Here is a 20,530-nt window from a genome sequence, read left to right as displayed (position 1 = left end):
ATCGGTTGATTTTTTTTATCGATACTAGGCAGAAATTCCGGAATATGGTAGAATATAGATACATGGGGTAGAAGAAAAATACATATCACATAGATCAAGGAGGAATCAGGAATTGAAGAAATATGGATTTGGCGTAGACGTGGGAGGAACCACCGTAAAAATGGGATTTTTTGAGACAAGCGGAGAGCTTCTTGACAAATGGGAAATCAAGACAGATACCAGCGATAACGGAAAGGCAGTACTGCCGGATATTGCACAGGCGATTGATAACAAACTGGCGCAGGAAGGCATCAGTAAGAGTGATGTAGAGGGTGTGGGAATCGGTGTTCCGGGTCCTGTGCGGAGTGATGGCGTTGTTAACGGGTGTGTCAATCTCGGCTGGGGAGTGATCAATGTTGCGGAGGAACTCGGTGCACAGACAGGTCTGAAAGTAAAAGTCGGAAATGATGCGAACGTTGCAGGTCTTGGCGAAATGTGGCAGGGCGGTGGAAAAGGAAGTAAAGATGTCATCATGGTAACGCTTGGTACCGGTGTCGGCGGTGGAATTATCGTGGACGGACATGTGGTTGCCGGATATAACGGTGCAGGCGGAGAAATCGGACACATTACCGTAAATCATGATGAGATAGAGCCTTGTAACTGTGGGCAGTATGGATGTCTGGAACAGTATACTTCTGCGACTGGTATTGTACGCATGGCAAAACGTAAACTTGCCAAAACACAGGATGCGACAAAGCTTCGTGATTATAAAGATATTACTGCGAAAGACATTTTTGATGTGGCAAAAGAAGGCGATGAAGTAGCTCTTGGACTGGTAGATGAAGTGGGAGAAATTTTAGGGTCAACCCTTTCGAATATTGCATGCGTGACCAATCCGGAAGTTATCGTGATCGGTGGTGGTGTGTCCAAAGCCGGACAGATTCTAATCGATACGATCCAGAAGCACTTTAAGGAAAGCTGCTTCCATGCATGTCGTGATACCCGCTTTGAACTGGCACAGCTTGGCAATGATGCCGGAATATACGGGGCAATGCAACTCATTATCGGATAAGTTCAAAAAACAGAACCATATGCACAGCAAACATTTTCGTGTAGGAAGAAAGTGTTTGCTGTGCTTTTTTGTACTCTTTTATCATTACCCTGTTGAAAAAATATCTTGACAATCAAACTATCTTTGCATATACTTTGACTAAGAAACTGTTTGACAATCAAACTATTTCGCAATCAAACAAAATTGAAGACAGTAAAAGGAGAACCCATTATGTTAGAAAAGTTAAAAGAAATCATTGCAGACCAGTTAAACGTAGACGCAGATTCTATCACCGCAGAGTCCCGTTTCAAAGAGGATCTTGAGGCAGATTCCTTAGATCTGTTTGAGCTGGTTATGGCTTTGGAAGAAGAGTACGGTGTAGAGATTCCTTCTGAGGATTTAGAGAAGATCCTTACCGTTCAGGATGTCATTGATTATATGAAAAATAAGGGTGTTGAGGCATAAGCTATGAAAACAAGAGTGACAGAGCTTCTGGGAATCGAATATCCGATCATTCAGGGCGGTATGGCATGGGTCGCAACACATGAACTGGCCAGTGCGGTATCCAATGCCGGCGGACTTGGCATCATCGGAGCAGGTGGAGCACCGGCTTCCTGGGTGCGTGAGCAGATTCAGGCAGCAAAAAAAGAAACCGACAAGCCGTTTGGAGTAAATCTCATGCTGATGAATCCGGAAGCGGATGAGATTGCAAAAGTAATTGTGGAGGAAGGCGTTAAGGTAGTAACAACCGGCGCCGGCAATCCGGCCAAATATATGAGCATGTGGAAAGAAGCCAAAATCAAAGTAATCCCGGTTGTGGCAAGCGTGGCATTGGCAAAGCTGATGGAGCGTGGCGGTGCGGATGCACTGGTCGCTGAGGGAATGGAGTCCGGTGGACACATCGGTGCCCAGACGACGATGACACTCGTACCACAGGTAGTAGATGCAGTATCCATTCCGGTCATTGCAGCCGGTGGAATTGCAGATGGACGTGGATTTGCGGCAGCTATGATGCTTGGCGCAGAGGCAGTACAGATGGGAACCCGTTTTGTTGTTGCAAAAGAATCCACGGTTCATGAAAATTACAAGCAGCGCGTGGTCAAAGCAAAAGATATTGACAGTGAAGTGACCGGCATGTCCACAGGCCATCCGATTCGCGTTATTCGTAACAAAATGACCCGCGAGTACTTAAAGAAAGAAAAAGAAGGTGCACCGTTCGAAGAACTGGAGCAGATGACACTCGGAGCACTGCGCAAAGCAGTTGTCGAGGGCGATGTCATGTACGGCAGCGTTATGGCAGGCCAGTCTGCGGGTCTGGTAAAAAAAGAAGAGACCTGTGCGGAAATTATCCGGGATGTTATGCGTGGTGCCGAAAAGTTATTGGGACAGAAATAGGAGAAGACAGTGAAGAGAGTATTTATGTTCCCTGGACAGGGATCTCAGTATATTGGTATGGGAAAAGAGTTTTACGACGCCATGCCGGAAGCAAAAGCGGTTTATGATCTGGCAAATGAAGTGACAGGTCTGGATGTGGCAGCTCTTTGCTTTGAAGAAAATGATAAGCTGAACATTACAGAGTACACACAGATCTGTATGCTCACAACCGAGGCGGCTATTTATACAGCATTAAAAGCAGCGGGAATTGGCTGCGACGTTACGGCAGGCTTAAGCCTTGGCGAATATGGTGCGCTGATTGCATCCGGAGCGATGACAATGCGGGATGCATTTGCGGTTGTCCGCAAGCGCGGTATTTATATGGAACAGGCATATCCGGTAGGCGGCGGTATGTCTGCAATTCTTGGACTGGATGCGGAAAAGATCGCAGCAATCTGTGAGGAAACCGCTGCAAAAACAAACAAAGTTGTTTCCATTGCAAATTACAACTGTCCGGGACAGATCGTTATCACCGGAGCAGCAGATGCTGTAGGTGAGGCAGGAGATGCCTGCAAGGAAGCCGGAGCAAAGCGCGTGGTTCCGCTTAAAGTCAGTGGCCCGTTCCATTCTGCACTTTTAGCAGAAGCAGGAAAGAAACTCGGGGAGGCACTCGAAGATGTAACGATTCAGCCGATCACGATTCCGTATCTGACCAATGTGACTGCAGATTATGTCAAAGATCCGGCAGACGTTAAGGATTATCTGGTACGTCAGGTTTCTTCTTCCGTGCGCTGGCAGCAGACAATTGAGCGCCTGATCGCAGATGGAGCAGAGGAATTTGTGGAGATCGGACCGGGACGTAGCCTTTCCGGATTCATGAGAAAGATCAATCGCGATGTTACCACATGCAACATCGACAAAATGGAGGATTTCAATAAATATGTTAACCGGTAAAAATGCACTTGTTACAGGTGCTTCCAGGGGAATCGGAAGAGCCATTGCGCTGGAGCTGGCAAAACGCGGAGCATTTGTTGTGGTGAACTACAATGGTTCCGAAGATGCTGCTAATGAAACGGTTGCAGCAATCAAAGCGGCCGGAGGAGATGCCGTGAGTGTTCGCTGCAATGTCTCTGATTTTACAGCATGTCAGGAGATGATAGAATCCCTTATCAAAGAATATAAGCATATGGATATTCTGGTGAACAATGCCGGAATTACAAGGGATGATCTGCTGATGCGCATGAAGGAAAGCGATTTTGATGCTGTGATCAATACCAATCTCAAGGGAACATTCAATACCATCCGTCATCTGTCACGCTATCTGTTAAAGCAGCGTGCCGGAAAAATTATCAATATTTCTTCGGTGTCCGGAATCCTTGGAAATGCGGGACAGTCAAACTATGCAGCAAGCAAGGCGGGCGTGATCGGTCTGACAAAATCGGTTGCAAGGGAGCTTGCATCCAGAGGAATCTGCGTCAATGCGGTTGCTCCCGGATTTGTAGAGACAGAGATGACCGCAGTATTGCCGGAAAAGACGCAGGAAGAATTAAAAAAACAGATCCCGCTTGGCAGAGCCGGACAGGTACAGGATATTGCGCATGCAGTTGCATTTCTTGCATCACCGGAGTCGGATTATATTACCGGGCAGATACTTTCTGTAGATGGTGGTATGGCCATTTAAGGAACCTGATAGAAAGAAAGGAAAAGGAAAATGAGAAGAGTCGTTGTGACGGGAATGGGAGCAATCACACCGATTGGTCTGAGCGTGGAAGAATTCTGGAAAGGAATCCATGCCGGACAGATTGGATTTGGTCCTATCACGAAGTTTGATGCAAGTGAATATAAAGCACATCTTGCGGCAGAAGTCAAAGGTTTTGTCGGAAAAGAGCATATGGATTTTAAGGCAGCAAAGCGTATGGAACTGTTTGCACAGTATGCGGTAGCAGCTGCAAAAGAAGCCGTTGCGGATGCAGGGCTTGATATGGAAAAAGAGGACGCTTACCGTTGTGGTACAGCTGTTGGATGCGGTGTTGGAAGTCTTCAGGCAATCGAGCGTGAGTACACAAAGATTGTGGAAAAAGGACCAGGCAGAGTCAATCCGATTTTCGTTCCATTGATGATCTCAAACATGGCAGCAGGAAATGTCTCTATCCAGCTGGGATTGCAGGGCAAATGTACCAATGATGTAACTGCCTGTGCGACCGGTACGAATAATATCGGTGATGCGTTCCGCAGCATTCAGTACGGAGAGGCAGATGTCATGGTAGCCGGAGGAACCGAGGCAGCCGTATGTCCATGTGCGATTGCCGGATTCGGTGCATTGACGGCACTTTCTCCATCCGATGATCCGGAAAAATGTTCCCTTCCTTTCGATAAAAACCGCAGCGGTTTTGTATTGGGTGAAGGTGCCGGCATTGTTGTTCTTGAGGAACTTGAGCATGCGAAGGCAAGAGGCGCAAAAATCTATGCAGAAGTTGTGGGATATGGATGTTCTGCAGATGCTTACCATATTACTTCCCCACTCGAAGACGGTGCGGGTGCAGCACGCGCTATGCAGAATGCCATCGAGGATGCGGGGGTAGACAAAAACGAGATCACGTACATCAATGCGCATGGTACTGCAACGCATCACAACGATCTTTTTGAGACCCGTGCCATTAAGTTACTGTTTGGGGATCATGCAAAGGACATTAAGATCAATTCTACAAAGTCTATGATCGGTCATCTTCTTGGTGCCGCAGGTGCGGTTGAATTTATCACCTGTGTCAAAGAGCTGGAAGAAGGATACATTCACCGTACAGTTGGTTATGAGACACCGGATGAAGAGATGGATCTGAACTACTGTAAAGAAGAATCCCACGAGTCATTTACCTATGCACTGTCAAACTCTCTTGGATTTGGCGGACATAACGCAAGTCTTCTGGTTCGCAAATACGAGGAGTAGAAGCTATGAGTATGACAACACAGGAAATTATGGAAATCCTGCCGCACAGACATCCGTTTTTGCTGATTGACACAGTGGAAGAAGTGGAGCCGGGCGTGCGCGCGGTAGCAAAGAAAAATGTAACTTTCAATGAACCGTTTTTTGCCGGTCATTTTCCGGGAAATCCGGTTATGCCGGGTGTGCTGATCGTGGAAGCACTGGCACAGACCGGTGCGGTTGCGATTCTTTCGCAGCCGGAATGGAAAGGAAAGACGGCATATTTTGCAGGAATCAATAAAGCAAAATTCAAGCAGAAAGTTGTTCCGGGGGATACTCTGGTGCTTGAAACCGAAATTATCAAGGTGAAGGGACCGATCGGTGTGGGGCAGGCAACAGCAAAAGTAAATGGAAAACTGGCATGTTCCGCAGAACTGACATTTGCAATCGGATAGGGGAAAGGCAATGTTTTTTAATAAAAAATATATCAAAGTAAATCACAACGAAGAACCAGAAAAAACACAGGCAGAAGAGCCAAAGCAGGAAGAGGTAAAGGAAACAGCACCTGTTGTAGAGACCGTTACCTGTAAAATTTGCAAAAAAGAACTGGATAAACAGCGTGTCATCAAAAATAAATATGTCTGCTACGAGTGCGGATATTATTTCCGTGTCCGCACCAAAAACCGTATTCGTATGGTGGCGGATGCAGGAACTTTTGAAACCTGGGACAACGATCTGAAGACCGGAAATCCGCTGAATTTCCCGGAATACGAAGAAAAAGTTGCCGCAACACAGGAAAAAACCGGGTTAAACGAAGGCGTAACCATGGGAAGTTGTACAATCAACGGAGAGAAGACAGTTCTCGGTGTGATTGATGCCCGTTTCATGATGGGAAGTATGGGGCACGTTGTCGGTGAGCGAATTACACGTGCAATGGAAAAGGCAACGGAACAGAAACTTCCGGTGATCTTATTCTGCTGTTCCGGTGGTGCACGTATGCAGGAGGGAATTATTTCCCTGATGCAGATGGCAAAGACTTCTGCAGCTGTAAAACGGCATTCGGATGCAGGACTTCTTTATATTCCGGTTCTGACAGATCCGACAACCGGTGGTGTGACCGCAAGTTTTGCAATGCTTGGAGATATTATCCTTGCAGAGCCGGGAGCGCTGATTGGTTTTGCCGGGCCGCGTGTGATTGAGCAGACCATCGGGGAGAAGCTTCCGGATGGATTCCAGAGAGCTGAGTTTCAGCTGAAACACGGATTTGTGGATGCAATTGTAGAGCGTGAAGAGTTAAAAGATACGCTGGGGAAAATTCTTCGTCTGCATCGTCCGACCGAAGGCTATGCAAACTTTGATCCGGCACATGACGATGACCGTTATGAGCCGACCGAACTGATGCGCGAGAGAAATACGTTTTCCAGACCGTTAGAACCGTGGGATAAAGTGATGGCGGCACGTCAGATGAAACGTCTGGCATCTGTCGATTATATGGGGCAGATTTTTGACGAATTCATGGAATTGCACGGAGACCGTTATTTCCGTGATGATCCGGCAATTGTCGGTGGTATTGCCTATCTGGATGGACAGCCGGTAACCGTGATCGGGGTGCATAAGGGAAAAGATTTAAAGGACTGCAAGGAACGCAACTTTGGTATGCCTTCGCCGGAAGGATACCGCAAAGCAATCCGTCTGATGAAGCAGGCAGAAAAATTCAATCGGCCAATCATTACTTTTGTAAATACATCCGGCGCATATCCGGGAAAAGAAGCCGAGGAGAACGGACAGGGTGAGGCAATTGCAAGAAACCTTTATGAAATGTCCGGAATCCAGGTGCCGATTCTTTGCCTGATGATTGGCGAAGGCGGCAGTGGCGGAGCTCTTGCCCTTGCGGTTGGTAATGAAGTATGGATGATGGAAAATGCCACCTATTCGATTCTTTCTCCGGAAGGATTTGCTTCCATTCTCTGGAAGGATGGAAAACGTGCAAAAGAAGCGGCAACGGTCATGAAGATCACGGCGCAGGATCTGAAAGAACTGTCTGTTGTGGATAAGGTGATTCCGGAGTATGGCGGAGCTGATGACGATGCGCTGACTTCGATTGCGGCATGGATGAAAGGAAATATGAAAGAATTTTTACGTGCACAGAATCACAAGAGTGGTAAACAGTTTGCACAGGAGCGGTATGATCGCTTCAGAAAGTTCTAATTGTTCCATAGAGGAGAATCATAAAATGAAATTTTTAGGAACCGGAAGTGCGCTTCCGAAAAAAGTTGTAAGCAATGATGACCTGGCTCAGGTTATGGACACTTCAGATGAGTGGATTCGTTCCCGCACCGGGATCGGCATGCGTCATATTGCGGTGGAAGAGACAACGACTTCCATGGCGGTAGAGGCGGCAGAGGAGGCGCTTGCAGATGCAAAAATATCCGGATGTGAAATTGATCTGATCATCGCGGGAACAATTTCCCCGGATTACATATTTCCATCGCTGGCATGTGAAGTACAGGCTGCAATTGGAGCAAAAAGTGCAACGGCATTTGATCTGAGTGCGGGATGTTCCGGATTTTTATTTGCACTGGCTACGGCGGATGCCTATTTCCGTACCGGACGTTACAAACATGCACTGGTTATCGGGGCAGAAACCCTGTCAAAAATGATGAACTGGGCAGACCGCAGTACCTGTGTGCTTTTCGGGGATGGAGCCGGAGCTGCTGTAGTTAGTGCAGAAGGAAGCCAGTTGCTTTCCATGGTGCAGGGATCAGACGGAGCCGGTGGCATGGCACTGCATTGTGAGAACCGTCCGGTGAATAATCTTTACCGCCAGCTTGGTGCACAGCATTATGCGTTCACCCAGATGGATGGGAGAGAGATTTATAAGTTTGCCGTGCGCACGGTTCCAAAGGCGGTCAGTGAAGCACTTGAACAGGCAGAACTTCCAATTGAAGATGTAAAATATTTTCTGCTTCACCAGGCAAATATCCGGATTATTGAGTCAGTGGCAAAGCGTCTGCATCAGCCAATGGAAAAATTCCCATGTAATTTACAGAAGTGTGGAAATGTTTCGGCCGCAAGCGTACCTATTTTACTTGATAATGTCCACAAACATGGTATGATAAGCGGGGGCGATAAAATCGTATTAGCTGGATTTGGTGCCGGACTTACCTGGGGGGCATGTGCAGTCGAGTGGTAGGTCACACCAGATCATGAAGGAGTTTAACATGACGCTGGAAGAGACCTTAAATGATCTTCTTGTAAAATTATTCAAGGATATTTTGGAAATTGAGGCGAAAAGCCTGATCACAGAAGAGTTTAAAGACATTAGTTATAATGATATGCATATTATTGAGGCAGTGGGAATTGATGAGCCGCGAAATATGAAAACCGTTGCAAAACTGATGTCCGTTACAACAGGCACACTCACGAAAGCAATGGATGCCTTGTGTGAGAAAGGATATGTTGTCCGGGAACGGAGTACGCGGGATAAAAGAGTAATAAAGCTGCGCCTGACAGATAAAGGGAAAGCTGCCTATTATCATCACGAACAGTTTCACCGCCAGATGATTAAAAATGTTGCGGATGAGATGAACGATTCTGAAAAAGAGATACTTGTCTTTGCCCTGGCAAAACTGGTGGATTACTTTAAACTGACCTACTATGATACGGACGAGGAATCTGAATTTGTTGACTGGTCGAAAATAAGCAGGGATAAATAAAATATATACTTATTTAGTGTTATAACAGGGCGGTTCAGAATGCAAGTTTTGAATCGCCCTGTTTCATTTTATACTCAAAAAGTCGCTTTATTACGCCGTAGTGGTAGAAAATTACAATAATAAAGAATTTTCTATTGCAAAATCCTGCATTTTTCGTTACAATAAAAAAGGTTGTTGTAGAAACAGGCAACAGATTATGATCAGAACATGACGATTCGGGATTTTACTGGTTCCGGACGTTAAAAATTAATATTAAGGAGATAGAGAAATGGGTTATGTTGATGAAGTACTCGAAGTAGTAAAGAAGAAAAACGCAGATCAGCCTGAGTTTTTACAGGCAGTAACAGAGGTTCTTGATTCTTTAAGACCTGTGATCGATGCAAATGAGGAATTATACAGAAAGAATGCGATTCTTGAGAGAATCACAGAGCCGGATCGTCAGATCATGTTCCGTGTTCCTTGGGTAGATGACAACGGACAGGTTCAGGTTAACAGAGGTTTCCGTGTACAGTTCAATAATTCCATTGGACCATACAAGGGAGGTTTAAGACTTCATCCTTCTGTAAACCTGGGTATTATCAAGTTCTTAGGTTTCGAGCAGGTATTTAAGAATTCTCTTACAACACTTCCAATCGGTGGTGGTAAAGGTGGTTCTGATTTCGATCCTAAGGGTAAATCTGATAGAGAGATCATGGCATTCTGCCAGAGCTTCATGACAGAACTTTGCAAATATATCGGAGCAGACGTTGACGTACCGGCCGGAGATATCGGAACAGGTGCAAGAGAGATCGGCTTCTTATTTGGACAGTATAAGAGAATTCGTGGATCATACGAAGGTGTGCTGACTGGTAAGGGTCTTACCTATGGTGGATCTCTTGCACGTACACAGGCTACCGGATATGGTCTGTTATATCTTACTAACGCATTATGGAAAGATCATGGTATGAGCCTTGAGGGAAAGACAGCAGCAGTTTCCGGATCTGGTAACGTTGCTATCTACGCAATCGAGAAGGCACAGGAGTTAGGTGTTAAGGTTGTAACATGTTCTGATTCTACCGGATGGATTTATGATCCAGACGGAATTGATGTTGCTCTTCTTAAGGATGTTAAGGAAGTTAAGCGTGCACGTCTTACAGAGTATGCAGCTGCTAAGCCATCTGCTGAGTATCATGCAAAGCAGAACGGTGAGCATGGTGTATGGCAGTACAAAGTAGATCTTGCCCTTCCATGTGCGACTCAGAACGAGTTAGACATTGAGGATGCCAAGATGCTCGTTGCTAACGGTGTTACATCTGTAACAGAGGGTGCTAACATGCCTACAACTCTTGAGGCTACAAAGTATCTTCAGGAGAACGGTGTTCTCTTCGTAGGTGGTAAGGCTGCCAATGCCGGTGGTGTTGCTACATCTGCACTTGAGATGAGCCAGAACTCTGAGAGACTTTCCTGGACATTCGAAGAAGTTGACGGAAAGCTTAAGGGAATCATGGAGACTATTTATGCTAACATCAGCGATGCTGCTAAGAGATACAATGCAACCGTTGGTGGAAAGACAGACTATGTGGCAGGTGCTAATATTGCCGGATTTGAGAAGGTAGTAGATGCTATGCTTGCTCAGGGTGTTTGCTAATTGTATATTTCCAAATAAAAAGGAAAAGTCCTGTAAACGATGCGTTTATGGGACTTTTCTTTTATACATGTAAAACTAATTATAAAGAAGTAGATGTGCAAAAAATGAGAATAAACGGTTGCGCGTTTGTGCAATTTTTCGTATTTTTTCTCAAAACTAGGAATATAGTACCGTAGAACTGACCAGAAAAACGCAGGAACTTTTTTCGACTTTGTGCACACTTATCCGGCCGTCCATGGTATTATAATAACTGTAAAAACCCCCCAATACATTATATAGTTTTTGCTATACCCCATAGTAAAAATACCTTCTCCTAAAAAGGCAGCGTTCGAAGCTGTCTTTTTTATTTTATAAAGTGCATCGTGTACGACCACATTCGGGAAAGGATGCAAATTGGGTATGAAAATAACCCACAGGAAACACATGTGCAAAAAACAGGAATAAACGGTTGCGCGTTTGTGCAATTTTTCGTATTTTTTCTTAAAACTGGGAATATAGTACCGTAGAACTGACCAGAAAAACGCAGGAACTTTTTTCGACTTTGTGCACACTTATCCGGCCGTCCATGGTATTATAATAACCGTAAAAACCCCCCAATACATTATATAGTTTTTGCTATACCCCATAGTAAAAATACCTTCTCCTAAAAAGACAGCGTTCGAAGCTGTCTTTTTTATTTTGTTTTCACTTATACAAAATAACCAAAAACGAGTCATACTTTTTGTGAGGTTTGTGCACACTTTCGCAGGGGTTCATGCTATTATAATAACCGTAAAAACCCCCCAATACATTATATATAGTTTTTGCTATACCCCATAGTAAAAATACCTTCTCCTAAAAGGCAGCGTTCGAAGCTGTCTTTTTTATTATCTGAAATTATTCAAAAATTTTATTCTGAAAGATATTTCCCCATGATGAATCGTGTATATAATAGTTGGAAACAGGAGGGCAGGCATGAAAAAAACAAATGACACTCCAATGGAAGATTTTCAGGCATTATATAACCGACAGGTGAATCGTGTTTATAGACTGGCGCTGGTTATGCTGGGCAGCCAAAGTGATGCTGAAGACATGGTACAGATGGTATTTCTGAAAGTCTGGGAGAAAAAAATAAGTTTCCGGGACACAGATCATGAAACGGCATGGATTCTGACCGCAACGAAAAATCAGTGCAAAGATGTACTAAAAAGTTATGAGCGGAAACATTGCGGTACACTCGAAGAGATGCCGGAACCGGGTATTGCATCGGAAAACCATATGGAAAATGTTGTGTGGCTGGCACTGGAGTCGCTGGAACCAAAATACCGGATTCTGCTGTATCTGTATTATTATGAAGGCTATTCCATACGGGAACTGACTGCGATTCTGAAACGAAAAGAAAGTACATTGCAGACGCAGCTTGCTGCAGGACGCAGGAAATTGAAAGAAGAGCTCAAAAAAGCAGGGGAGATTCCACAAAATTGGGAAAGGGAGGGAAAATAAAATGATGAGTGATCCTGAAAAATGGGAAGAAATTTTCAAATATACGATTGATCAGACGTCACCGGATCAGGAACGGAAAGAGCAGATGTGGAACCGGCTTCAGAGTACAATTTCAGGAAGAGGACAGAAGCGGAAGCAGGTCATACGATTCGGGTGGCAGCCACATGGCCGGAAAACATTTGCAGCGGCATTGGCCGGAACCTGTGTGATTGCAGTCTGCCTGTTGACCGGCGTAGGTGTCAATGCCGCAACGGATGGTGCATTATTGGATTCTATCCGGGAATTTTGCGGACTTCCGGTACAGCAGAAGAAAACGGCAGACGAAGGATTGAAGCTGAAAAATGAAGTGTATGCACCGGAACTGGCAGGATGTTCTGAAAAATATGTGGTATTTGCCAATGAACGCGCACTGATAGTATATGAACGGCAGGAAAAAAAGCTTCTGGCGGCACTGGATCTGCAGGCAATGGACTGCAATTATTTTAATACCGACAGTATCCATACCCGTGCGCTGCTGCAGAAAGACACGATATATATTTTTAATGAGAAAAAGGAACAGCAGCCAACGCAGATGTATGTGTATGATCTTAAAAAGACTGATGTATCATCCGCGCTTTCCGTGACGGAGGATGTTCGAAAACTGGAACTGGTTTACCGGGAGTGGAAAACGTTTTCCGCAGAAAATTCCCTGGACACATTTTCTGGTATGGCAGACGGGGACTACTGGAACAGTCTGATAAATTCCGGTAAAGATGGGAAAGAAACGGGCGTTTACAGTCAGCAGTGTATTGTATGGACGGATAGGGCTGGCAGACAGTACCGCAGTGCTTTAGTTATTATCGGTGGAGATGATTATGAACTGTATTCCTGCCCGGCGGATGACACGGAGAAAATTTCGAAGGAAAAGCTTTTGGTACAGACGTATTCTGATGAGATACAGACGGAAACTGCGACGGAAGAGAATACGCAGCATACAGGACTGCCGGAATTTGCTTATCAGGGAGACGATGAAATTATGAAACTTGTCTGTGATTACATGATTAAAAACAGAAACGAGTATGAATATCTGGAAAACGGTGGAATTTATATTTATGTGCCGGAGCCGGTCATTGTGAAAACAGTCAGAACCGGAAATGATCTGTTTATTTTTGGGAATTTCTGGTGGGAAACATACTACCGGAACGGAAATACGCTGATGAGTGACAGTGGAAGTGAAATGCCTGCACGGTTACATTTTGTTTCGTATGGAAATGGCAGTTATATTTTTAAGGATAAAGAAGTGGCAGGGGACGGATCTTACTATGGCACAAGTATTCGTGAATTCTGCGAAGGATATCAGGTAGATCCGCAGAAACTGATGGATACCGCGGAGGCACATAAAAAAATTCGTATAAAAATGCTTCGTGATTATGTAAAGCAGAATCATCTAGACATCCAATATTACAAAGATTACGGCTGGGATCCGGTGGCACTGGATAAATAATAAAAGAAAAAAGACTTGTCACAGAATAAAAATTATGCTATAATTCCAAATTGTCAGAGTGCTTCGCATTCTGATGGAAATGGGCAGATTCCCGAGTGGCCAAAGGGGACAGACTGTAAATCTGCTGCAAATTGCTTCGGTGGTTCGAATCCACCTCTGCCCATTCTTTTAAGACCGACATTGTGTCGGTCTTTTTTTGTGCAGATTATTAAAAAATGAAATAAGGTATTGTTGGAAAATCTTAAAAAGAATGCGCATAAAGCATAAGCAATTATGCGGATAATATAATAAAATATTGTCAGTCGCGGTGCGCACAGCGCGCAGTAGATTCACGCTCGATCAGCTTAGGACGCAGCAGCGTTTTGCTGATCGGAATGTGATGGATCAGGGAATTTAAAATATCGTAAGCACAACGGCCAAGCTCGTTGCGTTCCTGACGGATTGTGGTAAGCGGCGGGTCAAAAGTGGCAGCAATGGATATGTCGTCAAAACCAACAACACTGACGTCTTCCGGCACGCGGAATCCGCGCTTCGTACATTCGTCAATGACACCTTTGGCAATCAGGTCATTGCCGCAGACCACGGCAGTGGCACCGGCGGAAAGAAATCCGGGAACATGATATTTGGCACTGTCGGATACATAGTAGCCGTAAGCTGTCAGATCCTTCTGTACAGGAAGTGAGGCAGCAGCCATAGCACTTTCAAAGGCCTCCTGCCGCTGGTCAGAAACCAGTGAGTATAAGGAACCGTTTAAGAATGCAATGTTTTTATGCCCGAGATTAACCAGATGATTTACTGCCATGGTGATGCCTTCGTAGCTGTCGGTTCCAAGATAGCAGACATTTGGATTTCCAGAGATGAAATTGTCAAAAAGCACAGTTGGCATGGTAGTGTTTTCCAGCTGCTTGATCCAGGAATCATGCAATGCAAGACCCATCAGAAAGGCTCCGCAATAGCCGTTTTTCAACAGAAAGGTATCGTATTTTTCCTCTTCCTGAAATGCCGGGGTGATGGGGAGAATATCAACATCCCATTTGCGGCGGAACGCATTCTGTTTGAAACCGAGAACTATGTCATATCCGAATTCATCAATTGTTTCGTAATTCATGTTTTCTATGAAAATGCAAAGCTTGCGGTTTTCCACTTTCTTGGAACGCTTGGTGCTGTATCCCATCTCCACAGCGGTATCGAGAACCATCTGCCGCAGCTCATCACTTATGTCACTTGCGCCGTTTAAACCTTTGGAGACTGTGCTTACAGAAACTCCAAGACGATTGGCAATATCTTTGATTGTAGCCATATATTTTCTCCTGTGATTCCTTATGTTTAAATGATTATAAATCAGTTTGGGAAACTGTGCAATTCTTTCTCAAAAAAAGTTTCGAAAAAACAGAGCAATAGTGTTGTGAATATGTACAAAAACACAATATAAAATACGTGAAAAGTGGGGAAAATGGTGTCCGAAAACGCAAAATCGTTGACAAAATGACGTAGAGAAACTAAAATTAAGACAGATACGAAAAAACACGAAACAATCCAAAAAGATTTTTAGATGGTTTTTCCAATAATCCGAAGGAGAATTCGTGATTTAAAAGACGGGGTGAAGAATCTTGGAAGGACAAGAAGTAGCAAGAGGTTCCGGAATCCTTCTTGCAGTATCAAGCCTACCGTCAGAGTATGGTATTGGCACTCTGGGTGATGCAGCATTCCATTTTGTGGATCTGCTGGTGGATCTGAAACAAAAGTACTGGCAGGTGCTTCCTGTCGGACCTACAAGTTTTGGGGACAGCCCATATCAGAGCTTGTCGGCATTTGCCGGAAATCCTTATCTGATTGATCTGGATCAGCTTGCCAGAGAAAAGCTTCTGACGCCGGAGGAAATCCGGAACTATTACTGGGGAACACAGAAATCTGCCATTGATTATGCAGCACTCTTTGAAAACAGGACGCTGGTTCTGCAGAAAGCATTTGGTCGGTTTGACGAACACGAACCGGAATTTCAGCAGTTTGTAGAAGAAAACAGGGACTGGGTCGAAGATTATGGACTGTATATGGCACTGAAAGTATCCAATGGAAACCAGAACTGGCAGAGCTGGCCGGAAAATATTCAAAAAAAACAACCGGTTGCGCTTGCAAAGTGCCGAAAAGAGATGTATAATAACATCATGTTTTGGGTGTTTTGCCAATATAAGTTCTTCCAGCAGTGGGGAAAACTTAGGGAATATGCCAACAGCAAAGGAATCCAGCTGATCGGAGATGTACCATTTTATGTGGGAAAGGACAGCGTGGATACCTGGATGCATCCGGAACAGTTTTTACTGGATGAGAATGGCGAAGCTGCTTATGTGGCAGCTGCAATTCCGGATAAGTTTTCCGAAACAGGTCAGGTATGGGGAAATCCACTGTATAACTGGCCTCTCATGCAGGAGGATGGGTTTTCCTGGTGGAAACGAAGAATGCAGATCAGTACAAAGCTCTTTGATGTAATCCGGATGGATCATTTCATCGGGTTCGTCAAAAATTATATGGTTCCGAAAGATGCCACGGATGCTTCAGGCGGACGGTGGATGAAGGGACCGGGGCGCAAACTGACCGACGCTTTGAATTCCGTTTTGAATGGAACAACAGTGATCGCCGATGATTACGGCGGCAAGGCATTGATACCGGGAGTGAAAAAACTCCTTGCAAAGACAGGGTGGCTGGACACAAAAGTTCTGATGTTTGCATTTGACGGAGATCCGTCCAATGAACATCTGCCACATAATTATCCGGGAAGCCACACAGTGGTATACGCGGGAACGCATGACAATGATACGATTGTAGGATATTTCAGGGACAAGACAGAATATGAACTGGCTTATCTGTATGAATATCTCAACATCAGCAGTCAGGAAGAAATCCCGGATGCACTGATCCGGTGTGCATATGCAAGTATTGCAGACATCGCGGTCATACAGATGCAGGATTTGCTGAAGCTCGGGAACGAGGCAAGAATGAATGCACCGTCTACCGTGGGTTATAACTGGCGGTGGAGATTGAACAAAGAACAGCTCGCGGAAAGCCGTCGGGCGTGGATACGGAATCTTGCGGCGGTATACCGCAGATGACGCAGAAATTACGATATAGAGCGCAGAGGCGTTTTATATAGATACTTTTGAACTATCATTTTTGAAAAAGGAGAGGAAAACGATGAAAAAGAAAGTATTAGCAGCAATGCTTGTCGCAGCAATGACAGCTACAATGTTCGCTGGATGCGGCAGCAAGGACAACGGAGCATCTAATGATGGAACACAGGCAGCAAACAGTGGAAGCACTTCCGAGTCAGCAGAACCGGTTGATGTAAAACTTACTGTTATGGGACCTTCCGAGGATCAGGATGATGCACAGGGGGCATGGTTAAAGACAGAGTGTGAGGCATTTAACGAGGAACATCCGGAGTGGAACATTAAATATGAATATGTAACATGTTCAGAGTCTGATGCAAAAGACACCGTATTACAGGATCCTGCAAGTGCAGCGGATGTATACATGTTTGCAAATGACCAGATTGCTGATCTGGTTGATGCCGGAGCATTAACAAAGCTCGGTGGAGATGTAGCAGAATATGTTAAGAGCTCCAACCCAGAAGCTATGGCAGCAACTGTTACATACAACGGAGATATTTATGGTGTTCCTTATACACCAAATACATGGTTTATGTATTATGATAAGAGAGTCTTCTCAGAAGATGATGTAAAGAGCCTTGATACAATGCTTGAGAAAGGAAAAGTTTCTTTCCCATTTGACAATGGCTGGTATCTTGCTTCCTTCTATGCAGCAAACGGATGTACAATCTTCGGAGATGGTACAGATGCATCTAAGGGATATGACTTCGGCGGAGACAACGCTGTAGCAGTAACAAAGTACATTGTTGACTTATTCAACAACAAGAATTTCGTAATGGACAATAACGAAGGATCCCTTGGTCTTGCCGGATTAAAGGATGGATCTGTAAATGCTTACTTCAATGGTAACTGGAATTATGATGCAGTAGTTAAGAACCTTGGTGAGGAGAACGTTGGTGTTGCAGCCCTTCCTACAATCAACGTTGACGGAAAAGACTGCCAGCTGAAGGCATTCCTTGGTTCTAAGGCTATTGGTGTTAACCCGAACTGCAAGAATCAGGAAGTTGCTGTTAAGCTTGCTGCATACTTAGGAAGCGAAGACGCACAGTTAAAGCATTTTGAGTTAAGAAAGCAGGCTCCTGTTAATACAAACCTTGTTTCTAACGAAGAAGTTGCTAAGGATGCAGTTGCATCAGCTTTGGCAAACGTAGCAACAAATTGCTCTATCGCTCAGCCAATCATCCCAATGCAGGCTTACTGGGATGCAGCTACACCATTCGGTGATGCATTTGTACACGGTGCTGAAGGACAGATCACAGCAGACAATGCTAAGGAAAAGACAGAAGCATTAAACGAGCAGTTAAACAGCTCACTTACAGAGTAATCTTTTTCCAAAAGGAAAAGACAGAGAAACAATTCCAAGGTTCTGGGGATTCCCCGGAATCTTGGAATACATGAGTCTATAAATATGGCATAGAGTAACATGTGCCGGGAGGATAAGTATGATAGGTGCAAACAAAAAGAAGTCGGACTTCGCTACACCGTACACTGTATCCAATGCGCTTACGAAGGGCGGGGCTGCAGTTAAGTTATCAGCGCTTATAATGGGATTGGGAAACATCGCCCACAAGCAGATTATCAAAGGTTTAATTTTTTTGGCAATTGAGATTGGCTATATTATGTTTATGGTCAATGCAGGTGCATATTATCTTTCCATGCTTCCTTCATTAGGATGGAGAAAACAGGAAGAGGTATTTAATGAACAGAAACAGATATATGAGTATGTACAGGGTGACAATTCCGTATTATTGTTGTTATACGGTGTTGCTACGATTGCGATCACTCTTTTATTTATTTATATGTGGGCTGAAAATTTAAGAAGCGCATATATGGCAGAGTGCCTCGCAAAAGAGGGGAAAGAAATCAATTCTTTTGGCAAGGATGTCAAAAGTTTATTTGATAAAAATTTATACAAGACATTAATGTTTCTCCCATTGATGGGAATTCTTATTTTTACAGTTTTACCATTGTTATTCATGATTCCAATGGCATTTACCAATTATTCTACGATCAACAAGCATCTGACCTTATTTGACTGGGTTGGATTGGCGAACTTTAAGACGGTACTTGGACTTGGCGGAAAGATAGGCAAGACATTCTGGAGGGTTTTAGGATGGACCATTGTCTGGGCAGTATGTGCAACATTCTTATGTAACTTCCTGGGACTGATCCTTGCGATTGTCATCAACCGCAAAGAGACAAAGTGCAAAGCATTCTGGCGTACCTGTTTTGTTATTTCCATTGCAGTACCACAGTTTGTATCTTTACTGGTTATGAGACAGATGCTTCAGGAACATGGGGCGATCAACAACCTGCTGATGGAGTGGGGACTTATCCAGAATCCGCTTCCATTCTGGACCAATACGATGTGGGCGCGTGTATCGGTTATTTTAATTAACTGCTGGGTTGGTATTCCATATACCATGCTTCAGGTTACCGGTGTATTGCAGAATGTACCGGCAGAGTTGTATGAGGCAGCCAAGATTGATGGTGCCAATGCCGCACAGATTTTCCGCAAAATTACATTGCCATATATTATGTTTATTATGGGACCTTATATCATTACACAGTTCACAGGTAACATCAATAACTTTAACGTTATCTATCTGTTATCTGCAGGAAAGCCTACACCAGTCGGAGAGACCGCAGGTAAGACAGACTTGCTGGTAACATGGCTGTACAAGTTAACCGTCGATTATCAGTATTACAACATCGGTGCCGTGATTGGTATCTTAACATTCGTAGTTCTTTCTATTGTGGCATTAGTCACCTACAGAAATACGAAAGCATACAAAGATGAGGAGGGATTCATGTAATGAGCAGTGCAAAAGTAAGCAAACGCCCTATGACCGCTGGCCGGGCAAAGAAAATTGCAAAAAATTCATTGGTACATATAATCCTTGCCATCCTGGTAGTGATCTGGTTATTCCCGATTTTCTGGATTATCATGACAAGTTTGAGAGGGGAAAGTGGTGCATATACCGCATATTTCTTCCCAAAAGAACTGACATTTAATAACTATAAGAGACTCTTTACGGAGACAACATTGTTGAACTTCCCGAGAGCTTTTATAAATACGCTGATTATTTCCGTTTTTTCATGTTTGATCTCTACGGTATTTGTGCTGAGTGTATCTTACTGTATGTCAAGACTGCGCTTTAGAATGCGTAAAGCATTTATGAATCTGGCAATGATCCTTGGATTATTCCCGGCATTCATGTCCATGGTTGCAGTATACTTTATTTTAAAAGCAGTTGGACTGACCGAGGGAAGTGGGCTTCGTATCGCTCTGATTCTGATTTATTCTGCAGGATCTGGTGTTGGATTTTATATCGCAAAGGGATTCTTTGATACGGTACCAAAGTCTCTGTCAGAGGCAGCGATTCTGGATGGATGTAATCAGTTCCAGGTATTTTACAAGATCATCCTTCCGCTCAGTAAACCAATCGTTGTATATACGATCCTTACGGCATTCCTTGCTCCATGGCTTGACTTCGTATTTGTACGTGTCATTGTTGGACCAAAGGATAAGTATTGGACGGTATCACTTCTCCTGTACAATATGCTGGAGAAAGAGTTTGTAAACGGATGGTTTACAAGATGGGCTGCAGCCGCAGTTATTGTGTCTATTCCGATCTCTATTCTCTTCGTATTTATGCAGAAATTCTATGTAGATGGTCTGACAGGCGCTGTAAAGGGTTAATGATGAAAGATAGAAAGCCGGTGGTCGTTTG

The 20,530-nt window shown here is 44.3% G+C and carries 18 protein-coding genes and 1 tRNA gene; 18 read left to right on the top strand and 1 reads right to left on the bottom strand.

Features of this window, described 5'->3' with window-relative positions:
* Positions 1-112: 112 nt before the first annotated feature.
* The 14 genes from M72_RS11630 to M72_RS11565 all read left to right on the top strand — a co-directional run bounded on the left by M72_RS11630 (position 113) and on the right by M72_RS11565 (position 13,795).
* Positions 113-1,051: an ROK family glucokinase gene (locus M72_RS11630; RefSeq protein ID WP_022046882.1), complete on the top strand. Its 939-nt coding sequence runs from the start codon at positions 113-115 to the stop codon at positions 1,049-1,051.
* A gap of 210 nt (positions 1,052-1,261) precedes the next feature.
* Entirely contained in the window at positions 1,262-1,495 is a 234-nt protein-coding gene (gene acpP / locus M72_RS11625; RefSeq protein WP_022046883.1) for an acyl carrier protein, read from the top strand.
* Positions 1,496-1,498: 3 nt separating this feature from the next.
* Complete coding sequence (fabK, locus tag M72_RS11620; RefSeq protein WP_055068338.1) at positions 1,499-2,425, top strand: enoyl-[acyl-carrier-protein] reductase FabK; 927 nt, start codon at positions 1,499-1,501, stop codon at positions 2,423-2,425.
* A 24-nt stretch (positions 2,426-2,449) separates the two neighbouring features.
* Positions 2,450-3,358, top strand: a complete 909-nt coding sequence (fabD, locus tag M72_RS11615; protein WP_055068337.1) for an ACP S-malonyltransferase — start codon at positions 2,450-2,452, stop codon at positions 3,356-3,358.
* Complete coding sequence (gene fabG / locus M72_RS11610) at positions 3,345-4,085, top strand: 3-oxoacyl-[acyl-carrier-protein] reductase (RefSeq protein ID WP_055068336.1); 741 nt, start codon at positions 3,345-3,347, stop codon at positions 4,083-4,085. The genes fabD and fabG overlap by 14 nt, the downstream gene beginning before the upstream one ends.
* A 30-nt stretch (positions 4,086-4,115) precedes the next feature.
* The gene (gene fabF / locus M72_RS11605; RefSeq protein ID WP_055068335.1) at positions 4,116-5,348 is read left to right on the top strand and encodes a beta-ketoacyl-ACP synthase II; all 1,233 of its coding nucleotides are present in this window, start codon (positions 4,116-4,118) and stop codon (positions 5,346-5,348) included.
* Between the two features lie 5 nt (positions 5,349-5,353).
* A complete protein-coding gene (gene fabZ / locus M72_RS11600; RefSeq protein ID WP_022046888.1) occupies positions 5,354-5,779 on the top strand; it encodes a 3-hydroxyacyl-ACP dehydratase FabZ in 426 nt (141 codons plus the stop codon).
* A 10-nt stretch (positions 5,780-5,789) separates the two neighbouring features.
* A complete protein-coding gene (locus tag M72_RS11595; protein ID WP_055068334.1) occupies positions 5,790-7,532 on the top strand; it encodes an acetyl-CoA carboxylase carboxyl transferase subunit in 1,743 nt (580 codons plus the stop codon).
* Between the two features lie 25 nt (positions 7,533-7,557).
* Positions 7,558-8,517, top strand: coding sequence for a beta-ketoacyl-ACP synthase III (locus M72_RS11590; RefSeq protein WP_055068333.1), 960 nt, complete (start codon positions 7,558-7,560; stop codon positions 8,515-8,517).
* 28 nt (positions 8,518-8,545) lie between these two features.
* Positions 8,546-9,040 (top strand): MarR family winged helix-turn-helix transcriptional regulator, encoded by a 495-nt coding sequence (locus tag M72_RS11585; protein WP_022046891.1) that lies wholly within the window; start codon positions 8,546-8,548, stop codon positions 9,038-9,040.
* A gap of 268 nt (positions 9,041-9,308) precedes the next feature.
* Positions 9,309-10,667, top strand: a complete 1,359-nt coding sequence (gdhA, locus tag M72_RS11580) for an NADP-specific glutamate dehydrogenase (RefSeq protein ID WP_055068332.1) — start codon at positions 9,309-9,311, stop codon at positions 10,665-10,667.
* 954 nt (positions 10,668-11,621) lie between these two features.
* Positions 11,622-12,149: an RNA polymerase sigma factor gene (locus M72_RS11575; protein ID WP_055068331.1), complete on the top strand. Its 528-nt coding sequence runs from the start codon at positions 11,622-11,624 to the stop codon at positions 12,147-12,149.
* A 1-nt stretch (position 12,150) separates the two neighbouring features.
* Positions 12,151-13,632, top strand: a complete 1,482-nt coding sequence (locus tag M72_RS11570) for a hypothetical protein (protein WP_055068330.1) — start codon at positions 12,151-12,153, stop codon at positions 13,630-13,632.
* Between the two features lie 81 nt (positions 13,633-13,713).
* Positions 13,714-13,795: transfer RNA gene (locus tag M72_RS11565), tRNA-Tyr, on the top strand.
* Between the two features lie 135 nt (positions 13,796-13,930).
* Here the strand turns inward: M72_RS11565 and M72_RS11560 are convergent.
* The gene (locus M72_RS11560) at positions 13,931-14,932 is read right to left on the bottom strand and encodes a LacI family DNA-binding transcriptional regulator (protein ID WP_055068329.1); all 1,002 of its coding nucleotides are present in this window, start codon (positions 14,930-14,932) and stop codon (positions 13,931-13,933) included.
* Positions 14,933-15,242: 310 nt separating this feature from the next.
* On the opposite strand from M72_RS11560, the gene malQ reads away from it, so the two are divergent.
* From malQ to M72_RS11540, 4 genes are all read left to right on the top strand, one after another.
* Positions 15,243-16,739: a 4-alpha-glucanotransferase gene (gene malQ / locus M72_RS11555; RefSeq protein WP_022047011.1), complete on the top strand. Its 1,497-nt coding sequence runs from the start codon at positions 15,243-15,245 to the stop codon at positions 16,737-16,739.
* Positions 16,740-16,821: 82 nt separating this feature from the next.
* Positions 16,822-18,120, top strand: a complete 1,299-nt coding sequence (locus M72_RS11550; RefSeq protein ID WP_022047010.1) for an extracellular solute-binding protein — start codon at positions 16,822-16,824, stop codon at positions 18,118-18,120.
* A 118-nt stretch (positions 18,121-18,238) separates the two neighbouring features.
* Positions 18,239-19,612, top strand: coding sequence for a carbohydrate ABC transporter permease (locus M72_RS11545; RefSeq protein ID WP_022047009.1), 1,374 nt, complete (start codon positions 18,239-18,241; stop codon positions 19,610-19,612).
* On the top strand, positions 19,612-20,499 hold the full coding sequence (locus tag M72_RS11540) for a sugar ABC transporter permease (RefSeq protein WP_022047008.1): 888 nt from the start codon (positions 19,612-19,614) through the stop codon (positions 20,497-20,499). Before M72_RS11545 ends, M72_RS11540 begins: the two co-directional genes overlap by 1 nt.
* The last annotated feature ends 31 nt before the right edge of the window (positions 20,500-20,530 follow it).

Source organism: Roseburia faecis (genome assembly GCF_001406815.1).
GTDB lineage: Bacteria > Bacillota > Clostridia > Lachnospirales > Lachnospiraceae > Roseburia > Roseburia faecis.
The sequence above is the reverse complement of the archived record's forward strand: the minus strand, read 5'-3'. Positions and strand labels throughout refer to the sequence as shown.